This window comes from Microbulbifer sp. GL-2, assembly GCF_007183175.1.
Classification (GTDB): domain Bacteria; phylum Pseudomonadota; class Gammaproteobacteria; order Pseudomonadales; family Cellvibrionaceae; genus Microbulbifer.
On sequence record NZ_AP019807.1, the window covers coordinates 4,172,784 to 4,197,529 of the forward strand.

General features: G+C 47.5%; 18 protein-coding genes. 4 read left to right on the forward strand and 14 right to left on the reverse strand.

Translation table 11 applies throughout. From position 1 onward, the window contains the following. Nucleotides 1-65 precede the first annotated feature (65 nt). Genes GL2_RS18085 through norR form a run of 3 tightly spaced genes read right to left on the reverse strand, consistent with a single transcriptional unit; the run spans nucleotide 66 to nucleotide 1,951 of the window. Nucleotides 66-332 (reverse strand): hypothetical protein, encoded by a 267-nt coding sequence (locus GL2_RS18085; protein ID WP_143732118.1) that lies wholly within the window; start codon nucleotides 330-332, stop codon nucleotides 66-68. Nucleotides 333-380: 48 nt separating this feature from the next. Further along, nucleotides 381-836 (reverse strand): helix-turn-helix domain-containing protein, encoded by a 456-nt coding sequence (locus GL2_RS21760; RefSeq protein WP_197736473.1) that lies wholly within the window; start codon nucleotides 834-836, stop codon nucleotides 381-383. Then, nucleotides 827-1,951 carry a nitric oxide reductase transcriptional regulator NorR gene (norR, locus tag GL2_RS18090; protein WP_197736474.1) on the reverse strand — a complete coding sequence of 375 codons (1,125 nt, stop codon included), beginning with the start codon at nucleotides 1,949-1,951 and terminating at the stop codon, nucleotides 827-829. The genes GL2_RS21760 and norR overlap by 10 nt, the downstream gene beginning before the upstream one ends. 553 nt (nucleotides 1,952-2,504) lie before the next feature. On the opposite strand from norR, the gene hmpA reads away from it, so the two are divergent. After that, nucleotides 2,505-3,689: an NO-inducible flavohemoprotein gene (gene hmpA, locus GL2_RS18100; RefSeq protein ID WP_143732122.1), complete on the forward strand. Its 1,185-nt coding sequence runs from the start codon at nucleotides 2,505-2,507 to the stop codon at nucleotides 3,687-3,689. A 119-nt stretch (nucleotides 3,690-3,808) separates the two neighbouring features. Here hmpA and GL2_RS18105 read toward each other — a convergent pair whose 3' ends face one another. The 5 genes from GL2_RS18105 to GL2_RS18125 all read right to left on the reverse strand — a co-directional run bounded on the left by GL2_RS18105 (nucleotide 3,809) and on the right by GL2_RS18125 (nucleotide 9,022). Continuing rightward, complete coding sequence (locus GL2_RS18105; RefSeq protein ID WP_143732124.1) at nucleotides 3,809-4,612, reverse strand: amidohydrolase family protein; 804 nt, start codon at nucleotides 4,610-4,612, stop codon at nucleotides 3,809-3,811. Between the two features lie 129 nt (nucleotides 4,613-4,741). Beyond that, nucleotides 4,742-5,173 (reverse strand): GFA family protein, encoded by a 432-nt coding sequence (locus GL2_RS18110; protein ID WP_143732125.1) that lies wholly within the window; start codon nucleotides 5,171-5,173, stop codon nucleotides 4,742-4,744. 222 nt (nucleotides 5,174-5,395) lie between these two features. Beyond that, nucleotides 5,396-5,821 (reverse strand): MAPEG family protein, encoded by a 426-nt coding sequence (locus GL2_RS18115; RefSeq protein ID WP_143732127.1) that lies wholly within the window; start codon nucleotides 5,819-5,821, stop codon nucleotides 5,396-5,398. Nucleotides 5,822-6,311: 490 nt separating this feature from the next. Continuing rightward, nucleotides 6,312-7,700: an ATP-dependent RNA helicase DbpA gene (dbpA, locus tag GL2_RS18120; protein ID WP_143732129.1), complete on the reverse strand. Its 1,389-nt coding sequence runs from the start codon at nucleotides 7,698-7,700 to the stop codon at nucleotides 6,312-6,314. Between the two features lie 440 nt (nucleotides 7,701-8,140). Continuing rightward, a complete protein-coding gene (locus GL2_RS18125) occupies nucleotides 8,141-9,022 on the reverse strand; it encodes a trypsin-like serine protease (RefSeq protein ID WP_197736475.1) in 882 nt (293 codons plus the stop codon). Nucleotides 9,023-9,696: 674 nt separating this feature from the next. Here GL2_RS18125 and GL2_RS18130 point away from each other — a divergent pair. From GL2_RS18130 to GL2_RS18140, 3 genes are all read left to right on the forward strand, one after another. Further along, nucleotides 9,697-10,080: a helix-turn-helix transcriptional regulator gene (locus tag GL2_RS18130; RefSeq protein WP_143732131.1), complete on the forward strand. Its 384-nt coding sequence runs from the start codon at nucleotides 9,697-9,699 to the stop codon at nucleotides 10,078-10,080. Further along, nucleotides 10,074-11,372: a type II toxin-antitoxin system HipA family toxin gene (locus GL2_RS18135; RefSeq protein WP_143732133.1), complete on the forward strand. Its 1,299-nt coding sequence runs from the start codon at nucleotides 10,074-10,076 to the stop codon at nucleotides 11,370-11,372. Before GL2_RS18130 ends, GL2_RS18135 begins: the two co-directional genes overlap by 7 nt. A gap of 175 nt (nucleotides 11,373-11,547) precedes the next feature. Then, complete coding sequence (locus GL2_RS18140) at nucleotides 11,548-12,792, forward strand: MFS transporter (RefSeq protein ID WP_232053678.1); 1,245 nt, start codon at nucleotides 11,548-11,550, stop codon at nucleotides 12,790-12,792. 83 nt (nucleotides 12,793-12,875) lie between these two features. On the opposite strand, the gene GL2_RS18145 is transcribed toward GL2_RS18140, so the two are convergent. The 6 genes from GL2_RS18145 to GL2_RS18170 form a co-directional block, all read right to left on the reverse strand. Next, entirely contained in the window at nucleotides 12,876-16,400 is a 3,525-nt protein-coding gene (locus GL2_RS18145; protein WP_232053679.1) for an amino acid adenylation domain-containing protein, read from the reverse strand. A 671-nt stretch (nucleotides 16,401-17,071) separates the two neighbouring features. Further along, on the reverse strand, nucleotides 17,072-17,722 hold the full coding sequence (locus GL2_RS18150) for an MOSC domain-containing protein (protein ID WP_143732137.1): 651 nt from the start codon (nucleotides 17,720-17,722) through the stop codon (nucleotides 17,072-17,074). Nucleotides 17,723-17,990: 268 nt separating this feature from the next. After that, on the reverse strand, nucleotides 17,991-19,631 hold the full coding sequence (locus GL2_RS18155; RefSeq protein WP_143732139.1) for an acetolactate synthase large subunit: 1,641 nt from the start codon (nucleotides 19,629-19,631) through the stop codon (nucleotides 17,991-17,993). 1,306 nt (nucleotides 19,632-20,937) lie between these two features. Continuing rightward, nucleotides 20,938-23,163 (reverse strand): S46 family peptidase, encoded by a 2,226-nt coding sequence (locus tag GL2_RS18160; RefSeq protein ID WP_143732140.1) that lies wholly within the window; start codon nucleotides 23,161-23,163, stop codon nucleotides 20,938-20,940. A gap of 67 nt (nucleotides 23,164-23,230) precedes the next feature. Continuing rightward, on the reverse strand, nucleotides 23,231-24,277 hold the full coding sequence (locus tag GL2_RS18165) for a GTP-binding protein (protein WP_143732142.1): 1,047 nt from the start codon (nucleotides 24,275-24,277) through the stop codon (nucleotides 23,231-23,233). After that, nucleotides 24,277-24,744 carry a Fur family transcriptional regulator gene (locus GL2_RS18170; RefSeq protein ID WP_020415334.1) on the reverse strand — a complete coding sequence of 156 codons (468 nt, stop codon included), beginning with the start codon at nucleotides 24,742-24,744 and terminating at the stop codon, nucleotides 24,277-24,279. Before GL2_RS18170 ends, GL2_RS18165 begins: the two co-directional genes overlap by 1 nt. Nucleotides 24,745-24,746 lie beyond the last annotated feature (2 nt).

A 24,746-nucleotide genomic window follows, 5' to 3' on the forward strand; every position in this document is an offset into this window, starting at 1 on the left:
AACCTTCCTCAATTTAAGCAGTACCCATTGGACTCTATTATTATTTTTGGTACAAAGGCATAAGGTTAACGCAAGTGTATGTTTAGCCCCTTCCGCACAAGGTAAGCTATAAAAAAGGTCACTAAAAACTGGCCACTCATTTGTAAAGCAAACTTCGGCCAAAAATCTATTTCTTCAGAAAACATGGATAATACAAGATTTCCCGGAAAAAGAAACACACCAAAGTACTGCCAGCCTCCGCCAATGATCACCCAGTTATATGTGAAAGCAACTAAACCAACCAATAAAGCGATCACTCCAGCCACGATTGAAAAATTAACATCCTTATTCATACTTATCTCATAACAATAATTGATAACTATTTGTATTGGGAAACGTCATCACTTTCCTCCCACAACCTCCTTCTTGATATAGACGCCCAGCCGTTTTGCAAGACGAACCAAGTTACCTCTATCAATAGAAAGTAATTTCGCTGCCTGACTCCAATTTCCATCACACTTAGTCAGCATATGCTTTATAAGTTCACGCTGGTAATCTTCGGTTGCAGACCTTAGGTTTACTATTTCAAGCGGTGGTTGAGTAGGCTTCACAAACTCTGGTTGAGCCGCGATATCATCGGGGATCTCTATATGCGATGCAGTAAGAGATACTATATCGGAGGGGGATGAGCCCTTTCTTGCCTTGAGGGCCGCACGGCTGATGATATGCTCTAGCTCCCTGACATTCCCCGGCCAAGCATAACGCTTTAACTTGCCAGACGCATCCACCGACAGCTTAAGCTGTCGAAACCCCAGTTTTCTGCGGGACTTTTCCAGAAAGTAGTCCGCTAGAAGCAAGACATCATTCTCTCTTCGCGATAGGGGGGGACTTCCAGCGGGTAAACAGATAAACGGTGATACAAATCAGCTCTGAAGCCGCCATCCTCTATCTCTTTCAGCAACTCCCGATTGGTTGCCGCTACTATGCGAACGTCCACATGTTGGACCGTATCCTTCCCAACTGGTTGGATTTCACCACTCTGCAACACCCTTAACAATTTACTCTGTACCGCTAGAGGTAGCTCGCCCACCTCATCAAGAAAGATTGTCCCCCCATTAGCAAGGAGAAACTTGCCCGGCCTTTCACGATCAGCTCCAGTGAAAGCACCTTTAGCGTGCCCAAAAAGCTCAGCTTCAGCCAAAGTCTCAGTCAAGGAGGCGCAGTTAAGGTAGACGAGGGGCTTCTCCCTGCGAGAGGAGAGCCTGTGTACGGTACGCGCCACCAACTCTTTGCCGACACCGGTTTCTCCAAGTATCAGGACATTGTAGTCAGAACCTGCTACTAACTCGATATCACTTCGCAGGACTTTCATTATCTGGCTCTCACCAATCAACTCTCCTCCATCTCGCAGGAAAGCTTCTTGTGTAAGCTCTTTTACCAGTTGCTCTGCGTGCTCCGCAGAAAGAGAAAGTGCTTTCAGTTCCAGTGCTGTTTTCAGCGTAGCGGCTGACAGGGCTGCGATTAGTTCGAGAGTTCGGTCGCTGATTCGGCCGTAGGCATCAGCAGCCATACTATCAAGGGTTAACAAGCCGACTAGATGGTTATCCGAATACAGTGGTAATCCCATACAAGAGTGCACGGGCAAATCCCCTTCCCTATCCAGCAACAGGCCATCAAAAGGATCTGGGAGATCACAGTCCGATGGGAAGCGAACAGGATTTTCCGAAGCACAGATTTTTGCGAGACGAGGATGCTCATTGACAATAAAACGGCGCCCAAGCGTCCGCCTAGCAAGCCCCTGCACCGCTAAAGGCGTAAGCACATTTTCATTTAGCCCCAGCAGCGCTACAGCATCGCACTTGATGGCCTTTCGAATAGTGGATAGAAGGCGTTCAAAGCGGTCACTGTTATTAAGGCTGTTGGCCAGGTCCAGCGCGACTTCCAATAGGAGATTGGCGTTTATATCCGTCATCCGTCACGAGTCCAAAAAATCTATTTGAGTCATTGTGACACACATATCAAAGATGTCAAAATGACACTACAGTATCCTGTATAAATCGTAACTTATTGTATTTTAAGGATTTTTATTTTTGGCATGGCGCTTGCTAACTATGAGGTAAGAATGAAATTGTCATAGAGGCCAAAATGCTCGCTACCGAAAATCCACTTCTGCGCAGACGATTCGAGCTCCTGCTTAAAGCTGGCAACCTTACCCTTCTACTATCGGTACCTTTCCTGATAGTAACCGTCATCATCTGCTACCCAATGTCCCACCACTTCTCTCTTCCGGCACAGGTCGCCGGCCATATCTTTATGGTAATCAGCGCAACACTTATAAAAGTCGGATACATAAGCCGCTGCGTCGCACAATATAGCCTCTCTCTAGAGGTTAAATAAGCAGTCGTTCTCTCTTCCATTAGCTGAACGCAACTGTCAGCAATTTTTTTGTAGGTATTGGGTTTCTGATACCTCCGTTTTGGATTGTCCACGATAAATTTTCCGTTAGATGTATAAAGGAGCAAATTATGTTGACATCTAGAGAAATCAAAATTGTTAAAGCTACTGCCCCGACCCTTGATGGTGCAGGCGTAGATATCACAAAACATTTTTACAGGAGAATGTTTTCCTGTAACCCAGAGTTAAAAAATATATTCAACATGAGCAATCAGGAGAGTGGCAAGCAGCCATTTGCCCTCTTCAGTGCTATATCAACATTCTCAAAGAATATAGATAACCTCCCTGCCCTGCAGCCTTTGATTGAACGGGTTGCCCAGAAGCATACCAGTTATTTTATTCAGCCTGATCAATATGGAATTGTCGGAAAGCATTTACTTGCGACATTAGAAGAGTTTATACCTGATACGTTTACTGCCGAAGTTATCGATGCCTGGCAAAGAGCTTATGGATTGTTTGCAAAACTGTTAATAGAGCGAGAGCATGAGCTTTATGACTCCTCAAAAAATTCTGCAGGGGGCTGGCATGGACCCAGGCAGTTTGTCGTTGAGGAGAAAACCGTTGAGTCTGATCTGGTCACCAGCTTTACCCTAAAACCAGAGGATGGCGACAGTGTGATTGGGTACCAACCAGGCCAGTATCTTGGGATTCGAGTAAAACCACCAGCACATGACTACCTTGAAATACGCCAGTATTCACTCTCCGATAAGCCCAACAGTGCCACTTATCGAATCAGCGTTAAAAGGGAAAGCCAACCAAGGGAAGGTATTGTCTCTTCTTTCTTGCATGACACTGTGGCCGTGGGGGATGTTTTAGAGGCCTACCCACCAAGCGGCGCTTTCTTTCTCAGAGACTCAGAAAATCCGGTTGTCCTCATCTCTGCTGGTGTCGGGGTAACACCACTACTTTCCATGCTGGAATCCATACACGAAAAGCGACCAGGCAGAAAAATTATTTTTCTGCACGCCTGTGAGAAAGAGCAACAGCACTCATTCAAGAAAAGACTCTCAGATCTTGCTTCGGACAACTCAAATATCAAACACTATTATTGGTATGCATCTGGCGTAAAGAAGGATGTCTTTTCGGGGCTTATGAACCTGGAATTTGTTCGGGAGCAGCTTCCGATTATCCAGGGTGAATTCTATATGTGCGGACCCGCAAGATTTATGAAGAACATTAAAGATCAGCTTTTGGAACTGGGGGTAAATTCCGACAGAATATTTTATGAAATATTTGGTCCTCACAGTGACATATAAGCAGAAAGAGTAAGCTTAGAAAACGATCACATTGACGGTCATAAGTTTACAACGGCTTCATCTGGCAAAAACTCACTATCCAAGCGAACCTTGCCAGCTGAAGCTTTCTTTATGACCGACTAAAGCTTAAAAACGCTCTCTGCATTCTTATATAAAAACAGATCAGAAACCTCCTCATCCAAGCCCAACAAGTGCATCTCTTTTAGGCAGGCCTCCGGTGTCAGCATTGGGTAATTAGTGCCAAACATCACCTTATGCTTGCCATGGGCCTTCATGAACGAAACCAGTTCTTGGGGGTAGCGTTTAGGTTTATATGCAGAGGTGTCTATATAAACATTCGGGAACTTGGTGGCAAATGCGATCATCTCATTGTGCCAAGGATAACCTATATGACCGCATACTATCTTCAAATCTGGAAAATCCAGTGCAATCCGCTCAATATGAATAGGCCGACCAGTTTCAGAGCTGCGCAACGGACCAGTGAGCCCAACCTGAAGACAAACCGGCACATCAAGCTCAACACAGGCCGCGTACAATGGGTAATATAAAGGATGTGTACAAGGAAGCTCCCAAAGCCATTGCACGATCCGCAAGCCTTTGAAGTCATGCTCAGAAACATATTTACGCAGCTCTTGAATGGCTTCTACTGGATTCCTCAAATCAACAGAGGCAAGCCCACAAAAATTACCTGGATGGGCCGAGGTAACTTCAAGGACTTCTTCATTGCTAATAAGCGCACCATTGGGGCCATACCAAGCGGAAATCAACGCCTTGGAGACATTTGCAGACTCCATGGCCAACAATGTCCACTCTAAGGGAACCTCCTTGAAGTCCTGCCCCATCCATCTCTTCAAGGTGTCCAAGAAAGGTTCAGCAAGAAAGCGTTCTGTAGGATGCTGGGCCCACACATCAATTATCGCCATATTGGTTACTCCCCCTGTTTCTAATTCACCTCAACCTTCCTTCAAATACGACACTTTCTCATGAAATCCTACCAAGTTCACAAAACAGTAGATACGCTGAAATGTGCCATTTACAGTTACAATTTGTGCCTACTTATAATCATTAACCAACTGGCCATCTGACGACTTTTGAAACTGTGGATATTCGTCGTTTATCTCGTAGAAATCAGACTTTTCACCGACAAATATATGCCCCATCGTTTTCAAGCCAGTTTGACCATCCAGCGATCCAGCGATAATGCCAGTTGCATCCAGGTTAAATGGCTCCCAAAAAAGACTGGATCCACATTCGCGACAGAAGCCCCTTTGAGCAACATCTGACGTTTTATACCAGGCCAAACCATCATCTTTTGTAACGGTGATATTAACTTTGCGAGCCTTCGTATGAGGCCCAAAATTTCCATGCAATTTTTGGCACATACTACAATGACAATTTACTATATTTCTAAGTGGCCCTTTCACTTGGTACCGCACAGCTCCACACAAGCAACCGCCGGATGCGATCGTATTCTCACTAGTCATATACTGAACCCACAAACATATAGCAATTGAGTTAATCGGCTAAATCTAATTTAAACAAGCTCTTTTGGTAAAAATCATCTACTGCAATATTTATAGAACTTAACGCTCTCATCACTCAATCGCAAGTAGACCTAGGCATATCTTACACGGTCATAGGGGCAAATAAAGGCATTGAACCTTGCCAGAGATCGATTTCCACCACCCACGTTGCCTACTCTTCTTTTAAAAAGCTACATTTGCCGCATTAAATGCCAAAATAAAAAGTGGAATATTTGACAATAAGAAAATGACAAATCTAATTTCAATCTTGTTTACCAGTGCCTGGTAGAGGCTATGAGCCACCCGCAACCCCACGTATACCCAAGATACGATAATATTCACTTCTGTGGCAGCATCAAGGGAAACCAGGCAAAGCACAATGGCATAAAAGATAGTCGGCTGTTCCATTAAATGGTTATAATTATCAGCCTTCCAGCGGACTCTTGGCGGTAAATTCGACATCTGGGTGCCAGCTGGAGCCTCTGGATCCAACTGCATTTTCATAGCCGCAATAGCTGGCAGCCTCGTAGCATACATCCACAGCCACATTATTAGAGACCAAATTACTAATGCTACCACTGGTCGAATTAGCTCAATACTTGTTTCCATAACTTCTCCAATCATCATCTAATTCACAATTCTGGAATTTACATAACAACAAAAAAGCATATTAAGCCGGCAGATGAATTGTATGGCACCAGCTCTAGTAGAACAATTATTAGCAGCTATCTACCCTTAAAAAACCTCTGAGTAGATTATGAATCTAATGAGGACACGGAGAAAATAAGCTCCAATATCCCAGGTACTTTATGTAAAGGCAAAATGTATTTGGATAAATCAGCATCAGGATTTACTCAGGGGCCCTTTTCCTCGCACAAATAGCATTCCATATTTGTGCGGGAACAGTTGAATACTCAAAAGCTGATGCCGTCACTAGTGTTCTTGCCGTTGGCACCGATCGGAATCGGCCTCGGTGCCCGCTCGCACGACAAGATATTAACGGTAGTGCTCTACCGAATTATCAACCTTCTTCTGATGCTCGCCAGATGCAAGCTGCTCTAGGGCAGCATGCCAAGGCGCTCGGTGAAGATCAAACCACTCACCCCCGAATACGGCGCACCCGGAATTTGCGGCCCTTTAGTTTTCCGTTTTCGATCTTTTTAAGCGCCTGCGCTGCCACGTTTCGTTTAACCGCAACATAAGCGGTCAAATCCAGGACATTGATCTTACCAACATCTTGCCCGTTGATCGGACGGTCACCACCGGTGAGCGCTCCCAAGATATCGCCCGGACGAACTTTCTGCTTCTTGCCGCCATCAATCTGCAGGGTAGCCATCTGCGCCTGAAACGGAGGCTCTTTTAAAATATTGGCCGGTGGCGGCGTGTCTGGATCGGACAGTGGGTCCTGTGTCAGGTTCATGCGCAGAAGTTTATGGCCTTCCTTCTCGGCAAAAAGGGAGTAAGCGCAACCGCGCTCACCGGCACGACCAGTCCGTCCGATGCGGTGGGTGTGCACCTCCGGGTCTTTGGCGATATGAAAGTTGATGACGGCATCAAGCTTGTCGATATCCAGACCGCGTGCCGCCACATCAGTGGCCACCAGAATGGAGGCGCTGCCATTGGCGAAGCGAATCAGCGTTTCGTTACGTTGACGCTGCTCCATATCACCATGTAAGGCAAGCACATCGAACCCAGCCTGTTTCAGGCTATCGGCCACCTCATCGGTTTCACGCTTGGTGTTGCAGAAAATCAGGGAATTGACCGGTTTGTCATGGAGCAGAATGCGCCGAGTCATCTTCAGGCGATCATCAAAACTCTCTGTTTTGTAAAAACGTTGTTCGATTACGTCCTCACTGTGTGCGGACTCAATTCGCACCATCACCGGTTTTTGCATTACTCGAGCGCTGAGCTCCTCGATTTCATCCGGATAGGTGGCGCTGAACAGTAACGATTGTCGCCCTGCCGGTACCTGGGCCAGAATGGTATCGATGACGTCCTGAAACCCCATGTCGAGCATCCGGTCAGCCTCATCAAAGACCAGCGTGTCGACATGTTCAAGGGACAGGGTTCCCTTCCGCAGATGTTCTTCGATACGCCCGGGAGTACCGACAATTATGTGAGCGCCATGCTCCAAGGAGCCGATCTGCGGGCCAAACGGCATGCCGCCGCACAGGGTCAGAATCTTAATATTGTGAATCGCTCTGGCCAGTCGGCGCAGTTCCTGCGCTACCTGATCAGCCAGTTCCCGTGTCGGACACAAAATCAGCGATTGAATTCGAAACCGGTCAACATTGAGCCGATGTAGCACACCTAAACCGAAGGCCGCGGTTTTCCCGGAACCGGTCTTTGCCTGTGCGATAACATCTTTCCCATCAAGTACGATCGGTAGTGTCTTGGCCTGGACCTCGGTCATGGCTGTGTAGTTCAGTGACGCCAGGTTTTTCAGCAAGGCGGGCTTCAGGGGCAGGTCAGAAAAGGGGACGGTCAAGGTGAGTCCTGGAGTTGTTGGATGTTAGATTCGGGGGATTACTCTACCACCCGGGAGCGCGACTTTCATCCTCTTAGCCTTTCCATTACTGCATTTTTACTGTATGGGCAAGGCAGGTTCTCCAATGATTTCGTGATAGCACAGGCTTTCAGAGTGGCTCACAATTAAGGCGTGACTGTACAGGAATATGTAGACCATTCTAAAAGCCATAACGCAGAATCTGAACGCTCGGCAAGCCCCGCGAGGCGGGCCTTGCAGACCACATCCACTGAGTTGAATCCGGCAAAGGATATGGCCATTTACGGCTGGATGCGCCTAACATCAACTGCCTTCAAGCCCCACAGAGACATTACGGAATTATTTAGAAGCTCCTTATCAGCCTGTTGAAACACGCTCGCATAGATGCTGGTTTAGCCTCTCGTGAGCTCTAAGCCCAACCTCTACTCTTCCGCAGATATAGTGCTTTCGATCCAGTCTATATACTGAGAAACACGAACATTATTTCCATTATCGCCATAACGCGCACCATGATATGTGCGCAAATCTCTTTCACTGGAAACCCAGGCAACAAGACCGGCAAGTTGCCACTCTTGTTTTTCTTTGATCAGCACAGGGCTTCCACTATCGCCATTACCGGCCATACCTTCAAGTTGATTGGCAGTTTTTGGCGAATCAAACCGGTAAGAGATCCAGCGTTTATCAACACTGGAAATAACATTGAAAGCTCTGCGTAAAGAGGTGCGATGTGGACTATGAGGTTCCGGCCCTTCCTTGCCATTACCGGTAGCTCCCTTGCCAATTAACTGAGCAGTTCTGCCAACTTCGTTGCTGCCACGATAGAGAGGGATTGGCTTGACATCAGTAATTGGCACTTCCAGTTTAATAAGTGCTATATCATCTGACATCGCGAGAAATGCCTGTAACTTAGAACCTTCGCCAGAGGCTAAAGCTTCTTTTATCAGTTTTTCAGGTAGCATTTTGTGTCCAGAATGTACGAAAACGGACTTAACTTTCCGCGGCAGGCCATTAATAGTGATCTCCTCAGGGTGCTGTGTACAAGTTACATGCGCCGCTGTAACAACCCACTGAGGAAAAATCAGGACACCGTGCCCTTCTCCTGGAAAATCAGCCAATGCTGGTAGCGTCGTAGAGGGAACTCGGTACTTCTCATCTTCAATATCATCACGAATAATAATGGCGCTTGCCGTGGATGAAATGGCCAACAAGGCCAAGAAAATAATTTCCTTTATATACTTCATACGCTTACTTCCCTTAAATTTTCGTAAATTCTGAACAAAAATAATACCACCCAATAAGCACATTAATTATATCTGACACTTACGTTGATAAATTAACATATACAAATTGCTTTAAATTCAGCATTATTATTTATAAATTTTACTTTGGAAACATCAAACTACTTAATCAGTGAAAGGTTCTCTTCTGCAGTTAAATGAATCTATTTTTGAGGCTTGTTACTTACAGAGGAAATTAACTTTATACATATAAATGGTGAGTAGTATTGACCTATGAGGCCCAAATTATAAATTCTTACTCCTGTGCTGGAACTATCTATGTTCTGACTCTAGCTTGGCGGTTCAGGTAGAAAGAGTTGCATAGAGAGAATATTGTAGGAGCGATGCAAGCTACCTGGAAAAACTATCCTTGTTACTGCCGGCCTTATTGCTATCCCCTAGAACAACGGGCCTTTCCCTCAACACCTTGACCGAGGCACAGAAAGGTTTCAGAAGGCCATGTCGAGGGGCTTCTCAGTACAGACATTTTTGGCGTACTTTCACTCTTTCTGAAATGGTCAACCATTTCAGGCCCTTTTCAAAACTCATAATAGTTGCTTTTCTAACTATTAATTAACTTTTAATTGCTTAATAGGTGGATTTTTACTGGTTAATCAAGCAAGATATCAACCTGCTATAATAGCTTAAATTACAGCTGTTAAGCCCCAAATATATCAATAAGAGATTGAAAACCACCTATTATGACCTTTCACGGGCAATCGGATAAGCAGATACTTGAGACACTCGGCAGCCGCCTTAGGGAGTACCGTTTGCGGATGAATCTCACCCAGGATGATATGGCTGAGCGAGCTGGATTGTCCTCCTCTACCATCAAGGGCTTGGAAGCTGGTCGCGGCAGGCTCGACAGCCTGGTTGCTGCGCTGAGAGTGCTCCGCCGGCTGGAAGCTCTGGAGGCATTCCTCCCAGCTCCAGCAGTCAGCCCCATGCAACTTGCTACCCACGGAAAGCAACGAAAAAGAGCCAGGGCTTCTAACAACACCAAGACTGTCAAAGAAAGCTCTGTGAAAGGCACCCCCAAGGCCCAGACAAGCAAAATAAAAAAGAGAGATAAGCCAGAATGGTAAAGCAAACAAATACCGCCACAGTACATCTGTGGGGGCAGCTGGTTGGCGCTGTTCATTGGGATGAAACCGGGTATGGCTCATTTGAATACGCCCCGGAATTTCTGCAGCGCGGACTGGATATTGCCCCTATTACTATGCCCAATGAGGCTTCGGTGGAGCCCTATATTTTCCGTACTCTCAGCCGGGACACCTTCAAGGGCTTACCGGGGCTCCTTGCGGATTGCTTACCTGATAAGTTCGGTAACGCCGTCATTGATGCCTGGCTCGCCCGACAGGGACGCACCCCAGAGAGCTTTAACCCTATTGAGCGCCTCTGTTACACCGGTACGCGTGGTATGGGCGCGCTGGAGTTTCAACCTGCCGTGGATGGTAGCTTTAAGGATTCTGTCGATCTCAATATTGAGGAGCTGGTGAAACTGGCGGCCGCGATTACCCATAGGCAAACCGATCTCAATGCCCAATTTGGTAAAAGCGATGCAGAGAGATCAGGCGCCTTGCTGGATATCTTAAGAGTGGGAACCAGTGCCGGGGGCGCCAGAGCAAAGGCGGTAATCGCCATGAATGACGCGGGAGATATTCGCTCAGGCCAAGTTCCCGCACCAAAAGATTACGACTACTGGCTGCTGAAATTCGATGGTGCCGGGGACCTGGAGCTCGGTACTACCGACGGGTTTGGGAGAATTGAATACGCTTACCATCTTATGGCCCTGGAAGCTGGCATTAACATGACTGAGTGCAAGCTGCTGGAAGAAAACGGCAGAGCGCACTTTATGACGCGACGCTTCGACCGAATGCATGGTAAGAAGCTGCACATGCAGTCCCTCTGTGGCATCGCCCACTTAGATTTCAATATGGCCGGTGCCCACTCATACGAGCAGGCCTTTAGCGTTATGCGCGAGCTTTACCTGCCCAAAAGTGAAGCGATTCAGCAATATCGACGGATGGTATTCAATGTTTTGGCCAGGAATCAGGATGATCACACCAAGAACATTGCGTTCCTGATGGAACCCGAAGGCGAGTGGTCCCTTTCACCGGCGTTCGACGTGACCTATGCCCACAATCCCGGTGGCGCATGGACCAGCCAACATCAAATGAGCATCAACGGCAAACGGGACCATTTCCAATTAGAGGACTTACTGGCCGTAGGAAGGGCAATCAGCATCAAGCAGCCAATGGACATCATTGAAGAGGTGGCAGCAGCAGTGAAAAAATGGGAGGGCTTTGCCAAAACTGCTGGCGTTTCCACAAGTTGGATGGTCGAAATCAGCCAAAATCATCGGCAACTATTTTAATAAAAAAATACTCAAAGCCGCAGAGCGCGCAAGGAAGCGCCACTTAACTGAGTAAATAACCCAAAATAGCAATCGCTCTAGCTCTCCAGCGCCCAGAACTTACAATCGCCAGATTTACCCAGCTGCTATCTTGCTAATTGGAATTGATACTCTAAGAGGAAGCGAGGAGCCCTCCATGTCTGCAATGTGCCGCTTAGCTCTGCTGGCAGTGGTATTTGTTGACCTGATGGGCCAGGGACTGCTGTTTCCGATCATCAACGAACTGGTTATGTCGACAAAATTCCAGTTCCTACCTACCGATACTCCCCAGACAACACGCCATCTATATTATGGCGTCGTTATTAGCAGTTTCTTTCTGGCTTGGTTTGTCGGCTCAGTGTATATCGCCAAGTTGTCCGATAGTATTGGGCGGAAGAGCGCCATGGTTCTATGCCTGGTAGGCGCACTCTCTGGCTATGCAATAACCATTCTCTCTTTGATCAATAGTAACCTTTGGCTTCTGATTCTGGGGCGGGTGATCAGTGGTTTTACTGCGGGAAACCAGCCTATCGCCCAGGCGGCAATGATTGACGCCAGTAACAATGAGCTGGAGGCCTCCAGAAATCTGGGGCTTTTAGTGGCAGGCATGAGTGCCGGTGCTGTTGCCGGCCCAATTATGGCCGGCCTGTTGGCAGATAGAGAACTGCTGGGAAATATCGCCAGTATTCAGCTGCCCTTCTACTTTGCGTTGGCTCTTGTGGCCATCACCCTGTGCTTAATCCTGATCTTCTACCATGACAGCCGAAAGGCACCGATGCAGCTTGAATTCCGATTCCGGGACCTCTTTACACAGTTTGCACATTTAAAAGACCGCCCCCAGGTAGCACGACTTTGTCCAGCCTATCTCTGCTTTATGCTTGTGCACCTCAGCTTTTATATCTTCATTGCCAATTACTTGAGCAGCCGGTTCCAAGTGGGATTATTGGTGACCAGTATGGCTATGCTGACAATGGGCATCGCCGTAGCCATATCCAGCTTGTTTATGGTTAAACCAGTCTTATCTCGCTGGAGTAAGCCGCTCGTCATTAAAATGTCTGCCCTGGTGATGGGAGGTAGTGCTTTAGTCTTCGTATTCAGTAATCAGATATGGCTTTGTTACCTGAGTATTTTCTTTGCCTATCTCTGTTTTGGGCTGGCCTACCCCGCTCTCCTGAATACATTCGCCTGTAGCGTCGATGAAACTGAGCAGGGCTGGGTTATGGGAATAGCCACCGCGGGTTTTACGCTGGTAGCGAGCCTGATATCCCTTGTGGGCGGCGGGGCCATGGAAGTGAACATTCGACTACCTTTTTACATCACCGCATTCGCAGCAATATTGGTCCTGCTATTGATTCAGCTGGGTTGGCGTAATCTGGGAGTAAGAGAAATAGGGAAGCAATAAACCCCACCCCATAAGACTATATATAGAATGTGGCCCCCAGAATTAACTAAGGGGCCAACCTACAGGGTTACTTCTTCACCCAACTAGCATACGACTCGAGCTTGATGCTGCTCCATATCCGTAACCTCTGAAGCCTGCCGCAAGTCAACCATGCGGGCGATAAACCAAATAAATGGTTCCACCTGGCCATTCAGCACACAACTTCCTGAACAGATGCTTTGAAGCAGTCCTTGTACATCCGATGAAGACAGGGCAGAAACTGCCCCCTTACCTTTAAGAACCATTGAACATGAAGGTAAGCCAGAGACCTTATGATCACTCAATGTAACATTCCCGTCGTAGGACAAAATCCTGACAGGCTCAAGCTGCTCAGAGACACTCACAGATAGCGCGAGGTTGGGAGTTGGGCCAGAGCTCTTCGCTATCAACCGCTTGAGATGGCTGGTGAAATTATTAGCCCACTCTTCCACTTGAGATTGCACCAGACTCAAGTCCAAGGGTTCCTCTTCAGCAACCACTGCCAAGCTATCAACTTCCCGCTCGGCCTCAATAAGGGCTTCGACAGTCTTATCCACATCCTCTTTCGTATGAGCTGCCGAGCAAATGAGCCTGAGCCGACCGCGCCCGTTCTCCACAATGGGATAGGTTACCGCCGATGTCTGAATACCACGCTTGTAGAGTTCCTGCACAATCGCAAACAATTTGTCTTTGTCACTGAAATGCGGTGTGACAATAGGCCCATCTCCCGTTCCCAAATCATAGCCAGCCTGTTCGAAACGCTGCCGCATATAGCGGGTTGTCTCCCAGAGTCGCTCTCGCAGATCATCGTCAGAACTGAGACGGCGTAAAGCGGTCAGTGCTGCGGCTATATCCGCAGGGCTGATTGAGGCCTGGAAGATATAAGCTCTTGCCGACGACCGCAGCAGGTCAACATACTCCGCCTTCGCCGCAATAACGCCACCAAGACTGCCAAGGGCCTTGCTGAGAGTAGTCATTATAAAATCAACTTGATCGGTGATTCCTTGAGCCGCACAAATGCCGGCACCTCGCTCTCCGTAAAAGCCGAATGAATGCGCTTCATCAACCAAGACGAGCGCATTATATTTCTTTGCAGTGCGTACAATTTCTGTAACGGGTGCAGCGCCCTCCCCCATACTGTAAACGCCCTCAAGGGCAACCAGGATAGTACGGTAAGGGGACATTTCAGACTCAAGCACCGATTCCAGGTCGGCGGCATCATTATGCTTGAATGTCCTGATCGTTGCGCCACAAAGGCGAGCGCCGTCAACAATGGATGCATGGCATAACTGATCAATAACTACCACATCGTCTTTACCAAGAAGCCCAGCAACCACCCCGACATTTGCGGTATACCCGGTCGGGAATAGACAGGCGCTGGGTTTTCCAACCAGTTCTGCGAACTCAGTTTCGAATTCGAGGTGTAGATCGGTTAAACCCGACGCTGCTGCAGAAGTCCCCATCCCGGTTCCAAACTTTGCGACAGCAGAGGCGGCCTCCTCCATAACCTTCTTATCCCGGTTCAGCCCGAGATATAAATTGGTTGTCCAGATGATGGCTTCCTGTTCTTCATCGTTATATACATCGCTAACCGTGCCTCGTGTCGCGCTGCCTGTGCGCAGCACTTTGCTGTAGGGGTTTCTACGTTGGCCATTAACCATGTACATCACTTCTTGTACCAGCTTACTCTTGTCCATAGCAGACCAGGATGGCGCTTTTGCGGCCTGGAAGGTCGGGTGACTGGACTGAATATGCGACTGGAAGCTGGAAAGTGAATCCGATGCTGCACGATTCACCTTTTTAACTGAAGCCTCACCTGCACTATCATCCAAGGTACCTAGAATATAGCCCGCCAGAGAATCTGGAGTTGCATAATTAATAATCGCCTGGGAAGCAATTGAACGGCCCAAGTTGTTACTCAGCCGCCGAGCTAATTCCAGGGTTGTGAGGGAATCGAGACCAAGGGTGGAGAATGAGAGATCCGGCAAGACCTGTTCCGGATCAACAAAATTAAGGAGAACGGCTACTTCTCTTTGAATAATCGACAGGATAGTGGCTTGCTGCTCTAACTTGGAACCGATCAAGCGCTGTATTAAATTGCTAGAACTGTTGGGTGAGTTATCACTTGAGTCGAGGTTAACTTGATTACCCACTTCCAGCTTTATAAGCTTTTTGCGGTCGAGCTTGTCGTTGGGTAATACTGGCAATGCCTCGAGGTGCCTCACAATTTGCGGGACCATATATTTTGGAAGTCTCTGCGCCAAGAACTCTTTAACCGCTGTATCTGTTACCGTTTGGTTCCGGCTAACAACATAGACCGCGAGCATTTTCTGGCCAATGCCACCATCTACAGCGGCAGCTGCTGCGGCATTAACGCCAGGCATCGATTCGAGTGTCGACTCAATTTCTTCAAGCTCAATACGAAAGCCCCGGACCTTCACCTGCTGATCGGCCCTGCCGAGAAACTCTATCTCGCCGCTCTCTGCCCATTGGCACATGTCCCCCGTTTTGTACAAACGGGTATCTGGAATCTTTGCACTGGGCTCCAACTCGATAAAACGGTCTTTGGTAAGTGTTTCATCATAGAGATAGCCCCTTGCAAGTTTGCTCCCCGCAAGATACAGCTCTCCCGCTACTCCGGGAGATACCGGTTGCATAGCATCATCCAGAATGTACGCACGGGAATTTGGCACTGACTTTCCAATCGTAACCAGCTTTGTGCCCGGCGTAACTTCGGCAATGGTTGAGTAAACAGTATCCTCAGTAGGACCATAGGCGTTGAATATTCGCAGCCCGGGTTTCAAGGCATAAACCTGTTCAACAAGTGACCGCTTCAGCGCCTCACCGCCAAATACAAGGCACTGAAGTCCCTCGGGTAACTTTTCCGTGGAGAGTAGAGTCTGCATTGCTGATGCTACCGATACGCAGGTTCTCACCTGATCAACGGCCGGATGATTTGGCAGCTCCAATATGTTCTTGCCCAGTATTACAGTGCCCCCAAGGGACAGTGTGCCCAGGATTTCCATCACCGAGGTATCGAAACAGACCGAAGCACCAGCAAATACCCCTTTGAGCTCCTCCTCATTGAACAACTCGCCCATGGAGTGGCTCATGGCCACAATACTCCTATGTTCAACAGCGACACCTTTTGGCCGGCCAGTGGAGCCTGAGGTGTAGATAACATAGGCCAAGTCGCTTGCTGATGGTCCTGCAGAGTCACCTACAATCTCACTTGTATGTTCATCCACTTGATCGATCCACACTAACTCACGTACTGCCCTGCACAGGTCAGCGGAACCGTTGTTATCCACGATAGCAGCCACTGCACGCGAGTGCTCCAGCATGTAACGTACGCGATCTTTTGGATATGCTGGGTCCAGAGGTACATAGGCACACCTTGCTCGCATTACGCCAATTAAAGTTGCTACTAGTTCCCAGGAGCGGTTCATGCATACCCCAATCAAAGAGCCAGGCATAACGCCACGAGCCCGAAGATCTTGCGCAATTGCATCAGCCCGCTTTAGTAAATGATTAAAGCTGACCTTACTTTCTCCATCGAAAATCGCTACACGATCAGGGTGCTTCATCATTTGCTGTGTGATCAAATCGCAGATTGAAATATCGTTTTGGGTCTGTATTTTCGAACTTTTAACTGGACTACTCACAGATTCTTACCTTTATCTTTATTAAAGATCTGAAAATTAATTTTTTAAACTGTATCGAAAAATTGATTAAAGTTACTGGCTACTCGACCAGGTGACGCATTTATTTTTATACTCAATTATTAAAAAATCTACACAGTTACAGTGGACATGAGAACAGCATGGAATCCTTCTGGCCATAATCCAAGTCAGAATAGCCATTCTCAACTTGGGGGTATATGTTGGGTTGTTAAGGAAGAGTTAAACAAATTTTCAACCAGTCAATTGCTCAAGTTAATTCAGTAACTCACGTGTAATGTTTTGTAACCCCAAAAGAAAATGGTGTACTCATCAAAACTCATGGTTAATTTTACCCAAACGCTTAACGGATAAATCAAAAATATAAAAATCGATTCTAAACTGATGAATACAGGCTAGTACAAATGGAAGTCGTACACTTTGGCCATGTTGACAAGCTAAACATCTTTAATCTTAGAGGGAAAATTAAACAATCTCGCGCAGAAAACAATACGGCGCTTACCCAGGTTAAAGTTATACCGTATCCGGGGTATCATTCAGGTGAATATACAAAAGATGGGAAATTTTCAAAGACTGCTCACCTAGCCAATCCTCTTCAGGCGTCTTTCCACTTTTTCTCGCCACTCTTGGGAGAGGGGCCGCAATTGATGGGCGGCCTCAAGTACTTGTTTGCTAAAAGCATACTCCTTATCAAACAAGGCTCGAAACATGGAATTTACACTGACAGAACCAGGTACCTCAGCAACTTTACTGAGTTTTTTTTCTTGTCCTATATAACCTTCCTCAAGCACCCTAAAATACACACCAGTGTTGAAGTAATCTTTAAATAATTTAACGGTATTATCATTATCTAAAGCCATATTGAGTTTAAAACAGGGAATTCTTGGCTGACTTACCTCGAGGAGACAATCGCCTATGAGAAATTGGTCGCCGATAAAGACTTTATCTTCGATAAGCCCAGAGACTGTCAAATTTTCCCCGAAAGTTCCATAGGGTAAATGGCTTTTATACAGGGTTTGTTGCCAATAATTATAGTGATCACTCGCAAAGGCATAAACGGCCATATCAATTCCACCATGATGCTTCAAGTCGGCCTGCTCATCCCCCTCCAGATTACCCTTACCGACAAATACCTTGCCCTTTACCGGTTTCTTAAAGATGCCCGTAGAAACTGGCTCACCCTTATATTCAACAACCTTCTTCCTGGATACATTGACGGAAACAATTTTCATAACTTGCCTTCCTATCGCCTACTTCCATTGTCCGAGAGATAACCACTTTTATCATATTCTCAGGAAACCTGTACATGCTTTTGCTTAATGTACACCTTAGCGTCATCCCCAATGACGGATAGCGTAAGTAATAAATGAAAACAGGGGTTGAATACTCTTAGATCTAGTAATTACCGGTCCGGGGGTAATAGATACATATCAACTGTATTGCGAGGGACAGAAAGCTACCCATTACAGCCGAGCCGTCCTGTCCCCTTTCACTTGGGTATTACAGCTTACTGGATAATTCCAGAATCTCATGGTTGAGGATTCGGTCATTGTGGCTGTAATCCATTGGAACATCAATCAGATGTACACCACCCTCTTTACAGCACTTTTCGATCATTGGCTGCAGCTCACCCGTCGCCTCAATACGGTGCCCATGAGCGCCATAGGACTGCGCATAGGCAACAAAATCCGGGTTATCAAAATCAAGCCCAAAGTTGCTGAACTCCATCATAGCCTGCTTCCACTTGATCATGCCGTAGGCATCATCTCGTAAAATCAACACGATCAGGTCCATTTTCAATCGAACTGCCGTCTCAATCTCCTGGGAATTCATCATAAAGCCGCCGTCACCACAGATTGCGACTACACGGCGATCCGGGTAAACCAGCTTGGCTGCCATAGCCGAGGGCAGACCTGCACCCATAGTCGCCAGAGCATTATCCAAAAGTACAGTATTGGGGCAGTGCGCTGGGTAGTTACGCGCAAACCAGATTTTGAACATGCCATTATCGAGGGCGATAATGCCTTTGTCTGGCATGACTTCCCGCACATCCCTGACCAGCCTCTGCGGACGAACTGGGAAAGTGTCTATCTTGGATGCCTCATCAATCTGCTTTAACAGTGCTGCGCGGATACGATGGGCATCTGTGAAGCTCCAGTGGTCTTGGGGTTCCAGGTGCTCAGTCAGCTGCCAGAGGCTATTGGAGATATCCCCTATCACTTCGATCTGGGGGAAGTAAACCGGATCTACCTGGGCGGAGTTGAAATTGATGTGTACTACTTCCGCTCCCCCTGGACGCATAAAGAAAGGGGGCTTTTCTACAACATCATGGCCAACATTGATAATCAGGTCTGCCTGCTCTATCGCCCGATGCACAAAGTCCCCGTCAGACAGTGCAGTATTACCAATAAAATGCGGGCCAGACTCATCGATGACCCCTTTGCCCATTTGTGTGGTGACGGCGGGTATGCCCAGCTTATCGACGAACTTACGCAACATTTTTGCTGTGAGCTTGCGGTTAGCTCCTGCGCCAATCAATAGCAAGGGTTTTCGAGAAGCCGAAATCGCTTCCGCAGCATGGCGGATACCCTTCTCTTCAGCAATTGGCCTGCGTGTATAACTGGCTTCGAGTACGGGCATTGTGGAGTGCTCACGGGCAATGTCTTCTGGGAACTCAAGGTGTGTAGCCCCAGGGCGCTCTTCCTCAGAACGCCTGAATGCCTCCCTGACATAGGAGGGCACATAGTCTCCGCCGACTATCGTTTTGGTGAACTTGGTTAGCGGGCGCATCATATCCACGATATTGATAATCTGGAACTGGCCCTGCTTCGAACTTTTTATCGGCTTTTGCCCGGTGACAAGCACCATTGGCATACCCCCAAGCTGGGCATAAGCCGCCGTTGTCACAAGATTGGTAGCGCCGGGGCCCAAAGTCGCCATACAGACGCCCGGCTTACCAGTGAGGCGGCCATAGGTGGCAGCCATAAATCCAGCTCCCTGCTCATGTCGAGTAAGAATCAGCTTGATCTTGGAGCCGCGCAGAGACTCAAGCACATCCAGGTTCTCTTCGCCGGGAATACCGAAAATATACTCGACTCCCTCGGCTTCCAGGGCGTGAACGAACAGATCAGATGCTTTCATTGTTACGGCTCCTATGATCGCTGGCACTATGGACAGCGCTTATTTAGGTGACACTCAGTGGTATGAGATGGGCAAGATGCTCCTAACTTAATACTCTACTGGCACATCATTTGTTATTTCGGCCTACTGGTAAGCGGCGGGAAACCCAAATAAAGTAGCTTCTGAAACCTCTTCTTGTGAGATTCACAACGATGGATCATGTCACTCGGAGTAAACCGTTGCTAATCTCTGGCAAATGAAAAGAACTTTTAATAACAGAGGTACTTTTCAATTATATATCCTTGGTCCCCGCCTCTGTATGACACCGGATTGTAAGACTTGCAAATGAAAACACGATCAGAAGGCGCAAAAAAACTCTAGGCAAATTCCCTTACGGTTCTTGACGTAATTTTCGGTGATATTGGCACATGTTTTCTCTATGCTTTTAAGCTGCTCTTCCACTAAAGACACGGTATTCCGCTTCCCATAAAAATATCGTTTGCAGGGTTTCAGCCATTTTTGGAGATCTGAAGGTTATTATCACAATCAAATAGACCGTCCTGGCCAAGCATTTGGACAATCGTAGTGAGAGCGGCATTATAATAGCTATATTGTCGCTTGCATTTTCATTAGTGAACTCGGAATGGGGGTGCTATTTGATTCTTCGGTATGGGTTTATGAGACACCCAGATAAAGATCGCGCCCTGCTACGAGTGCAATCGCATACCTCCATGTGTCCGCAACTACTCTCGTCCAGATGGATGAACTTATAATGATCTGAATTCGTAGATTATTTTAGAGAGTAAAAGTCGAACTACCCAACTTCAACTCTTCGCCTAACTCTTACAAGTCAAATTTCCGGTCTTTCCATGCTGCGGATTATGCGATTTATTTTCAGACGGATCGCCAGGAAACATTCTCTTAATTTTAAATTACACTGCCTGTAATATTGATTATCAAGGTGGGTAAATTTTTCATACGACGAAATTGAAGTGCACCTGATCGCCCATCCAAATATTCAGCAGGCAGTTGTTACCCCCCCTGCCGGACAAAGAGCTGGGAGAGCTAGTTGGTGCAGCTATTGCGTATGCAGATAAAGCGCCCAGGCTACAAATATTAAGCGACTTCCTGACCAAAAGAGGTGGGCCCCCTTTAAGCTACCAGAGCACCTTAATGTATTATCTCGCCTTCCGATTACCGCCGTGGGTAAAATTGATAAGAAGAAACTCTCGGAGTATGAAAGCCAGTAATTGGATAGATTAGTCTCAGTGCATCACTAAACAATCAATTTCGATTCGTTTAGTGATGCTACTGTCCAGCAATAAGGTTATTGGCCCATCTCCCGAACCAGATATCCAGCACCGTCAATATTCTCCATTACCCAGAGAATATAAGCGATATCGACATGAATCGCCCGGGTACTATCGGTGAAATCCCAATCGGCATTGATGCTATCGTAGGTTCCATCGAACACAACACCCACCAGCTCACCGCGACCATTCATTGTCGGGGATCCTGAGTTACCGCCCGTAATATCTACGGTACTTAAAAAATTAACCGGCACTGAATCCAGCTGCTTTTCATAGTAACGGCCAAAGTTCTTCTTATCGATAGCTTCCATCAAAGCTCTGGGGGCATCAAAGGGGTCCTCGCCGGTATACTTGGCCTTAATGCCACGCAAAGTTGTAAAAGGTACAAAACCTTGCTTACCGTCATTGCCATCAGCGGCCTTCTTAATTGTTCCAGCTGGTGGCTCATAACCTTTAACCAAACCATAGGTTACACGGAGGGAGCTATTTGCATCCGGGTAGACCGGCTTACCCAGTGAATGGTAATAGTCAATCAGCATCTCCATGTACTGTGGACGCAACTGGGCAAAGCGCCCTTTCATGGACTCCTCATGCTCTTCGCGCGCAAGCATGTCATCGTACATGGCTACCGCCAGTTGAATAAACGGATCTTTGCTCTCTTTGAAGTCTTCAGGCTTTTTGCCGATCCAGCCCTCACGTACCTCGACATCGGAAAGCTCCGTGCCCTTATACATTTTGTCGAGAGTTGGCTCTAAACCAGCATTGCCTTTATCGATGCCTAGGTAACGATCAAAACTGGTTATACGCTGCTCCTTTGGAAGTGCCTGGTAACGGTCCAGGAAGTAGAGCCAGATCTGCTTGTCGACTGATGGATGGTAGCTGCGCTCAATACGACGCATACCCTCCGTGAATCGAGTCAGATCCCGCTCTTGATAACCCGGCTTACGCTCAGCATCAGGCTTTTCATTCTCTTTGGCCAATCGATACAGTTTGCTCGCAGCACCCAGCATGGCAGAGCGATCCATGTAATCAATCGCCAGGTCCTGTTCACGGGTTGATTCTTTTTCTACAACCAGTGCCTGAAGGTCATCAATCGTCGACTGGTATTTTTTCTGGCGGGCTTTGTCTGAATCCACCCAAGCCTGCAAATCTTTTTCCAGCTTTTCTTTACGCTGCAATAGATCGCTACGCTGGTACCCCTCCATCATGCCAGTAAAGTTTTTAGAGTAATTATTCAAACCTGCTACAAGGCTGGCATACTTTAACTCTGCATCTTTATTATCGTCGGTAGCTGCACCAATCGTTTCTGACCACTCACCCAATACCCGCTGCATGTTTGGGTAATACCAATTGAAGTTGCTTTCCACTTCTTGGCCAGTGCGATAACGATTAGTGCGACCAGGGTAACCGGCAACCATCACAAAATCGTCTTCCTTAGGGCCTTTTGCCGCTACAGGTAGGTAGTGTTTGGGCTGGTAAGGGACATTATCTTTGGAGTAATCCGCCGGTTTGCCATCTTTACCAACATAGGCGCGGTAGAAAGCATAATCGCCAGTGTGACGCGGCCACATCCAGTTATCGATATCACCTCCGAATTTTCCGATTGAAGACGCTGGTGCATGAACCAAACGCACATCGCGGATTTCCAGTTGCTTGACCAGGTAGTAATTCAAACCGCCGTAGTAGCTATAGACCTCACAGCGATGTCCCGGATCTTTTTCACACTCGGAAACCAGTAACTTCTCGGCTTCTTCGATTGCGGCAAAACGTGCAGCGCCATCCATCTCATCAGTCAGGCGACTGTTGACCTTATCTGTCACTTCGTTCATTTCTACGGTGACATAGACACGGGAGCCAGGTGCAGCAGCCAGCTCTTCTGATAAGTCCCCGGCCAGGAAACCTTCCGCCAGTAAATCCTTGGATTCTGTTGAATTGTATGAAATTGAGCCGTAGGCACAGTGGTGGTTGGTAATCACCAATCCCTGGGGAGAAACAAAGGAAGCGGAACAGCCCCCAAGGCTGATCACCGCATTCATTGGGAATTCAGTGAGCTTGGTCATGCTGGCTGGGTCCAGCTCGAGCCCATGACCCCGAAGCTCTTTGGACAGTTCAGGCAACTGGTGAGGCTGCCACATGCCTTCGGTCGAAACACTCTCTTTCTCTGTGGCAAGGCTGGAGTAACTCACTCCAGCAAATAATGCAGCAGTTGCAACCCTGAAAACGATCGAATTTTTTATTTTCATATTTACTCGGAAATTTTAAATTAAGTCAGAGACTTCCTGTGAGGATGGCCAGATTTGTGTATCTCACCTAACAACTATTTGGATTTATAAAAACCTTCGGCTCGATATCTTGATTATCTACCAGAGCATCGATCCAGGACTTCTCCATCTCATCCCAGCCCAAAGGTGCCTGGTTAATCACCTCCACCCGGCTTTCCAAAGTGTCATCCAGCTCCAAGACTGTAAGCACTTTGTCAGCCTTGTTAAATCCAAATACACCTTGCTCGGTAATAAATACACCCTTGATTCTCTCAGCTTCAGCGCCGCTGAATAGTGAAAAGAGCGCATCATGGTCAAATATAAATTCAGGGCTAAAACGCCAGCCACAGCTGTAGTAGCCCTCTCCACTATTCTCTGAGCGGAGATAACCACAATCCGGTAATAGCTCAACTTCATCCACCAACTGATTTACCGGATGCTGGTGATTATTCCCTGTAGAAACCTGGAAACCACTGGGAAGTTGAAGCCAGCCTAGTTCGATACGCCCCTGCTCCACCACTTGAAGAGGTTTTTCTGTGCCTTCACCTAAAAATGAGAGAAAACGCTGAAGGTTCTGCAAGTCCTCAGGGCCATAGAGGTCAGACTTGTTGGCAACCACCAGGTCGGCAACTTCTAATTGCTGCCGAAAAGTCTCACTACGCAAATAGCGGTCGTCCCCTATACAGCGGGCATCCACCAAAGTAAGCGTACCGCGAAGGTTCAAAACACCGCCGCGTACAGCGTCGGACAGCGCTTCGAGCACCTCTCGTGGATGCCCCAGGCCCGTGGGCTCGATCAATAAACGATGGGGCCTGGCTTTGGCCAGTAACTGGTTTAAAGCAACCTGCATTGGTAAGCCCGCCGCACAGCACATACAGCCACCGGGTACCTCTCGGATATAAATGCTATCTTCCTGGCCCGGTTCAAAAAGTGCACCGTCAACACCCACCTCTCCAAACTCATTGACCAGAACAGCCCAGCGTTCATCATCGGGCTTACTTTCCAGAAGGTGGCGGATTGCGGTCGTCTTGCCAACACCCAGAAAACCGGTGATAACGTTGGCGGGTACCCCGCGTATCAACTGACTAGCCGCCACTAAGCTGCTTCCCGGCTACATTCATCACAGACACAATCCAACTCTAGTTGCGACGTTTGAAGATGAAACCCAGCACTTTCAACTGTATCGCGCAGCGCGGTGATGACTTCCGGTCTGATGCCAATTTCCCGTACTTTGCTACACCGGTTGCAGATTAAAAACTGTGGGGTTTGGTGGCTGTGATCACAGGCAATATGAGCACATGCCAGATACTTGTTTTCTGAATTAAGCTTGTGAACCAAGTTCTCTGCGGCCAGGAAGTCCAGCATTCGATAGACTGACATGGCAGGAATTGAGTCGCCGACGTCACTATTGTAATGCTCCGCTATTTCATAGGCTGAGAGCGGGGTTTTAGAGCGCAGCAAAACGGTTAGGACATTCTTGCGCTTTTCAGTCAGGCGCGCCCCTGAGCTACGGCAGGCTTGTTCTGCCACACTCAGGGTCTGTCTGATTTGGGATGCTTTCATAG

Bases quoted from the DNA above. Each gene is read 5' to 3' on its own strand.
- GL2_RS18085 (WP_143732118.1), bottom strand. From the start codon at position 332: ATGAATAAGGATGTTAATTTTTCAATCGTGGCTGGAGTGATCGCTTTA.
- norR (WP_197736474.1), bottom strand. From the start codon at position 1,951: ATGACGGATATAAACGCCAATCTCCTATTGGAAGTCGCGCTGGACCTG.
- hmpA (WP_143732122.1), top strand. From the start codon at position 2,505: ATGTTGACATCTAGAGAAATCAAAATTGTTAAAGCTACTGCCCCGACC.
- GL2_RS18105 (WP_143732124.1), bottom strand. From the start codon at position 4,612: ATGGCGATAATTGATGTGTGGGCCCAGCATCCTACAGAACGCTTTCTT.
- GL2_RS18110 (WP_143732125.1), bottom strand. From the start codon at position 5,173: ATGACTAGTGAGAATACGATCGCATCCGGCGGTTGCTTGTGTGGAGCT.
- GL2_RS18115 (WP_143732127.1), bottom strand. From the start codon at position 5,821: ATGGAAACAAGTATTGAGCTAATTCGACCAGTGGTAGCATTAGTAATT.
- GL2_RS18125 (WP_197736475.1), bottom strand. From the start codon at position 9,022: ATGTGCTTATTGGGTGGTATTATTTTTGTTCAGAATTTACGAAAATTT.
- GL2_RS18130 (WP_143732131.1), top strand. From the start codon at position 9,697: ATGACCTTTCACGGGCAATCGGATAAGCAGATACTTGAGACACTCGGC.
- GL2_RS18135 (WP_143732133.1), top strand. From the start codon at position 10,074: ATGGTAAAGCAAACAAATACCGCCACAGTACATCTGTGGGGGCAGCTG.
- GL2_RS18140 (WP_232053678.1), top strand. From the start codon at position 11,548: ATGTCTGCAATGTGCCGCTTAGCTCTGCTGGCAGTGGTATTTGTTGAC.
- GL2_RS18145 (WP_232053679.1), bottom strand. From the start codon at position 16,400: ATGATGAAGCACCCTGATCGTGTAGCGATTTTCGATGGAGAAAGTAAG.
- GL2_RS18150 (WP_143732137.1), bottom strand. From the start codon at position 17,722: ATGAAAATTGTTTCCGTCAATGTATCCAGGAAGAAGGTTGTTGAATAT.
- GL2_RS18155 (WP_143732139.1), bottom strand. From the start codon at position 19,631: ATGAAAGCATCTGATCTGTTCGTTCACGCCCTGGAAGCCGAGGGAGTC.
- GL2_RS18160 (WP_143732140.1), bottom strand. From the start codon at position 23,163: ATGAAAATAAAAAATTCGATCGTTTTCAGGGTTGCAACTGCTGCATTA.
- GL2_RS18170 (WP_020415334.1), bottom strand. From the start codon at position 24,744: ATGAAAGCATCCCAAATCAGACAGACCCTGAGTGTGGCAGAACAAGCC.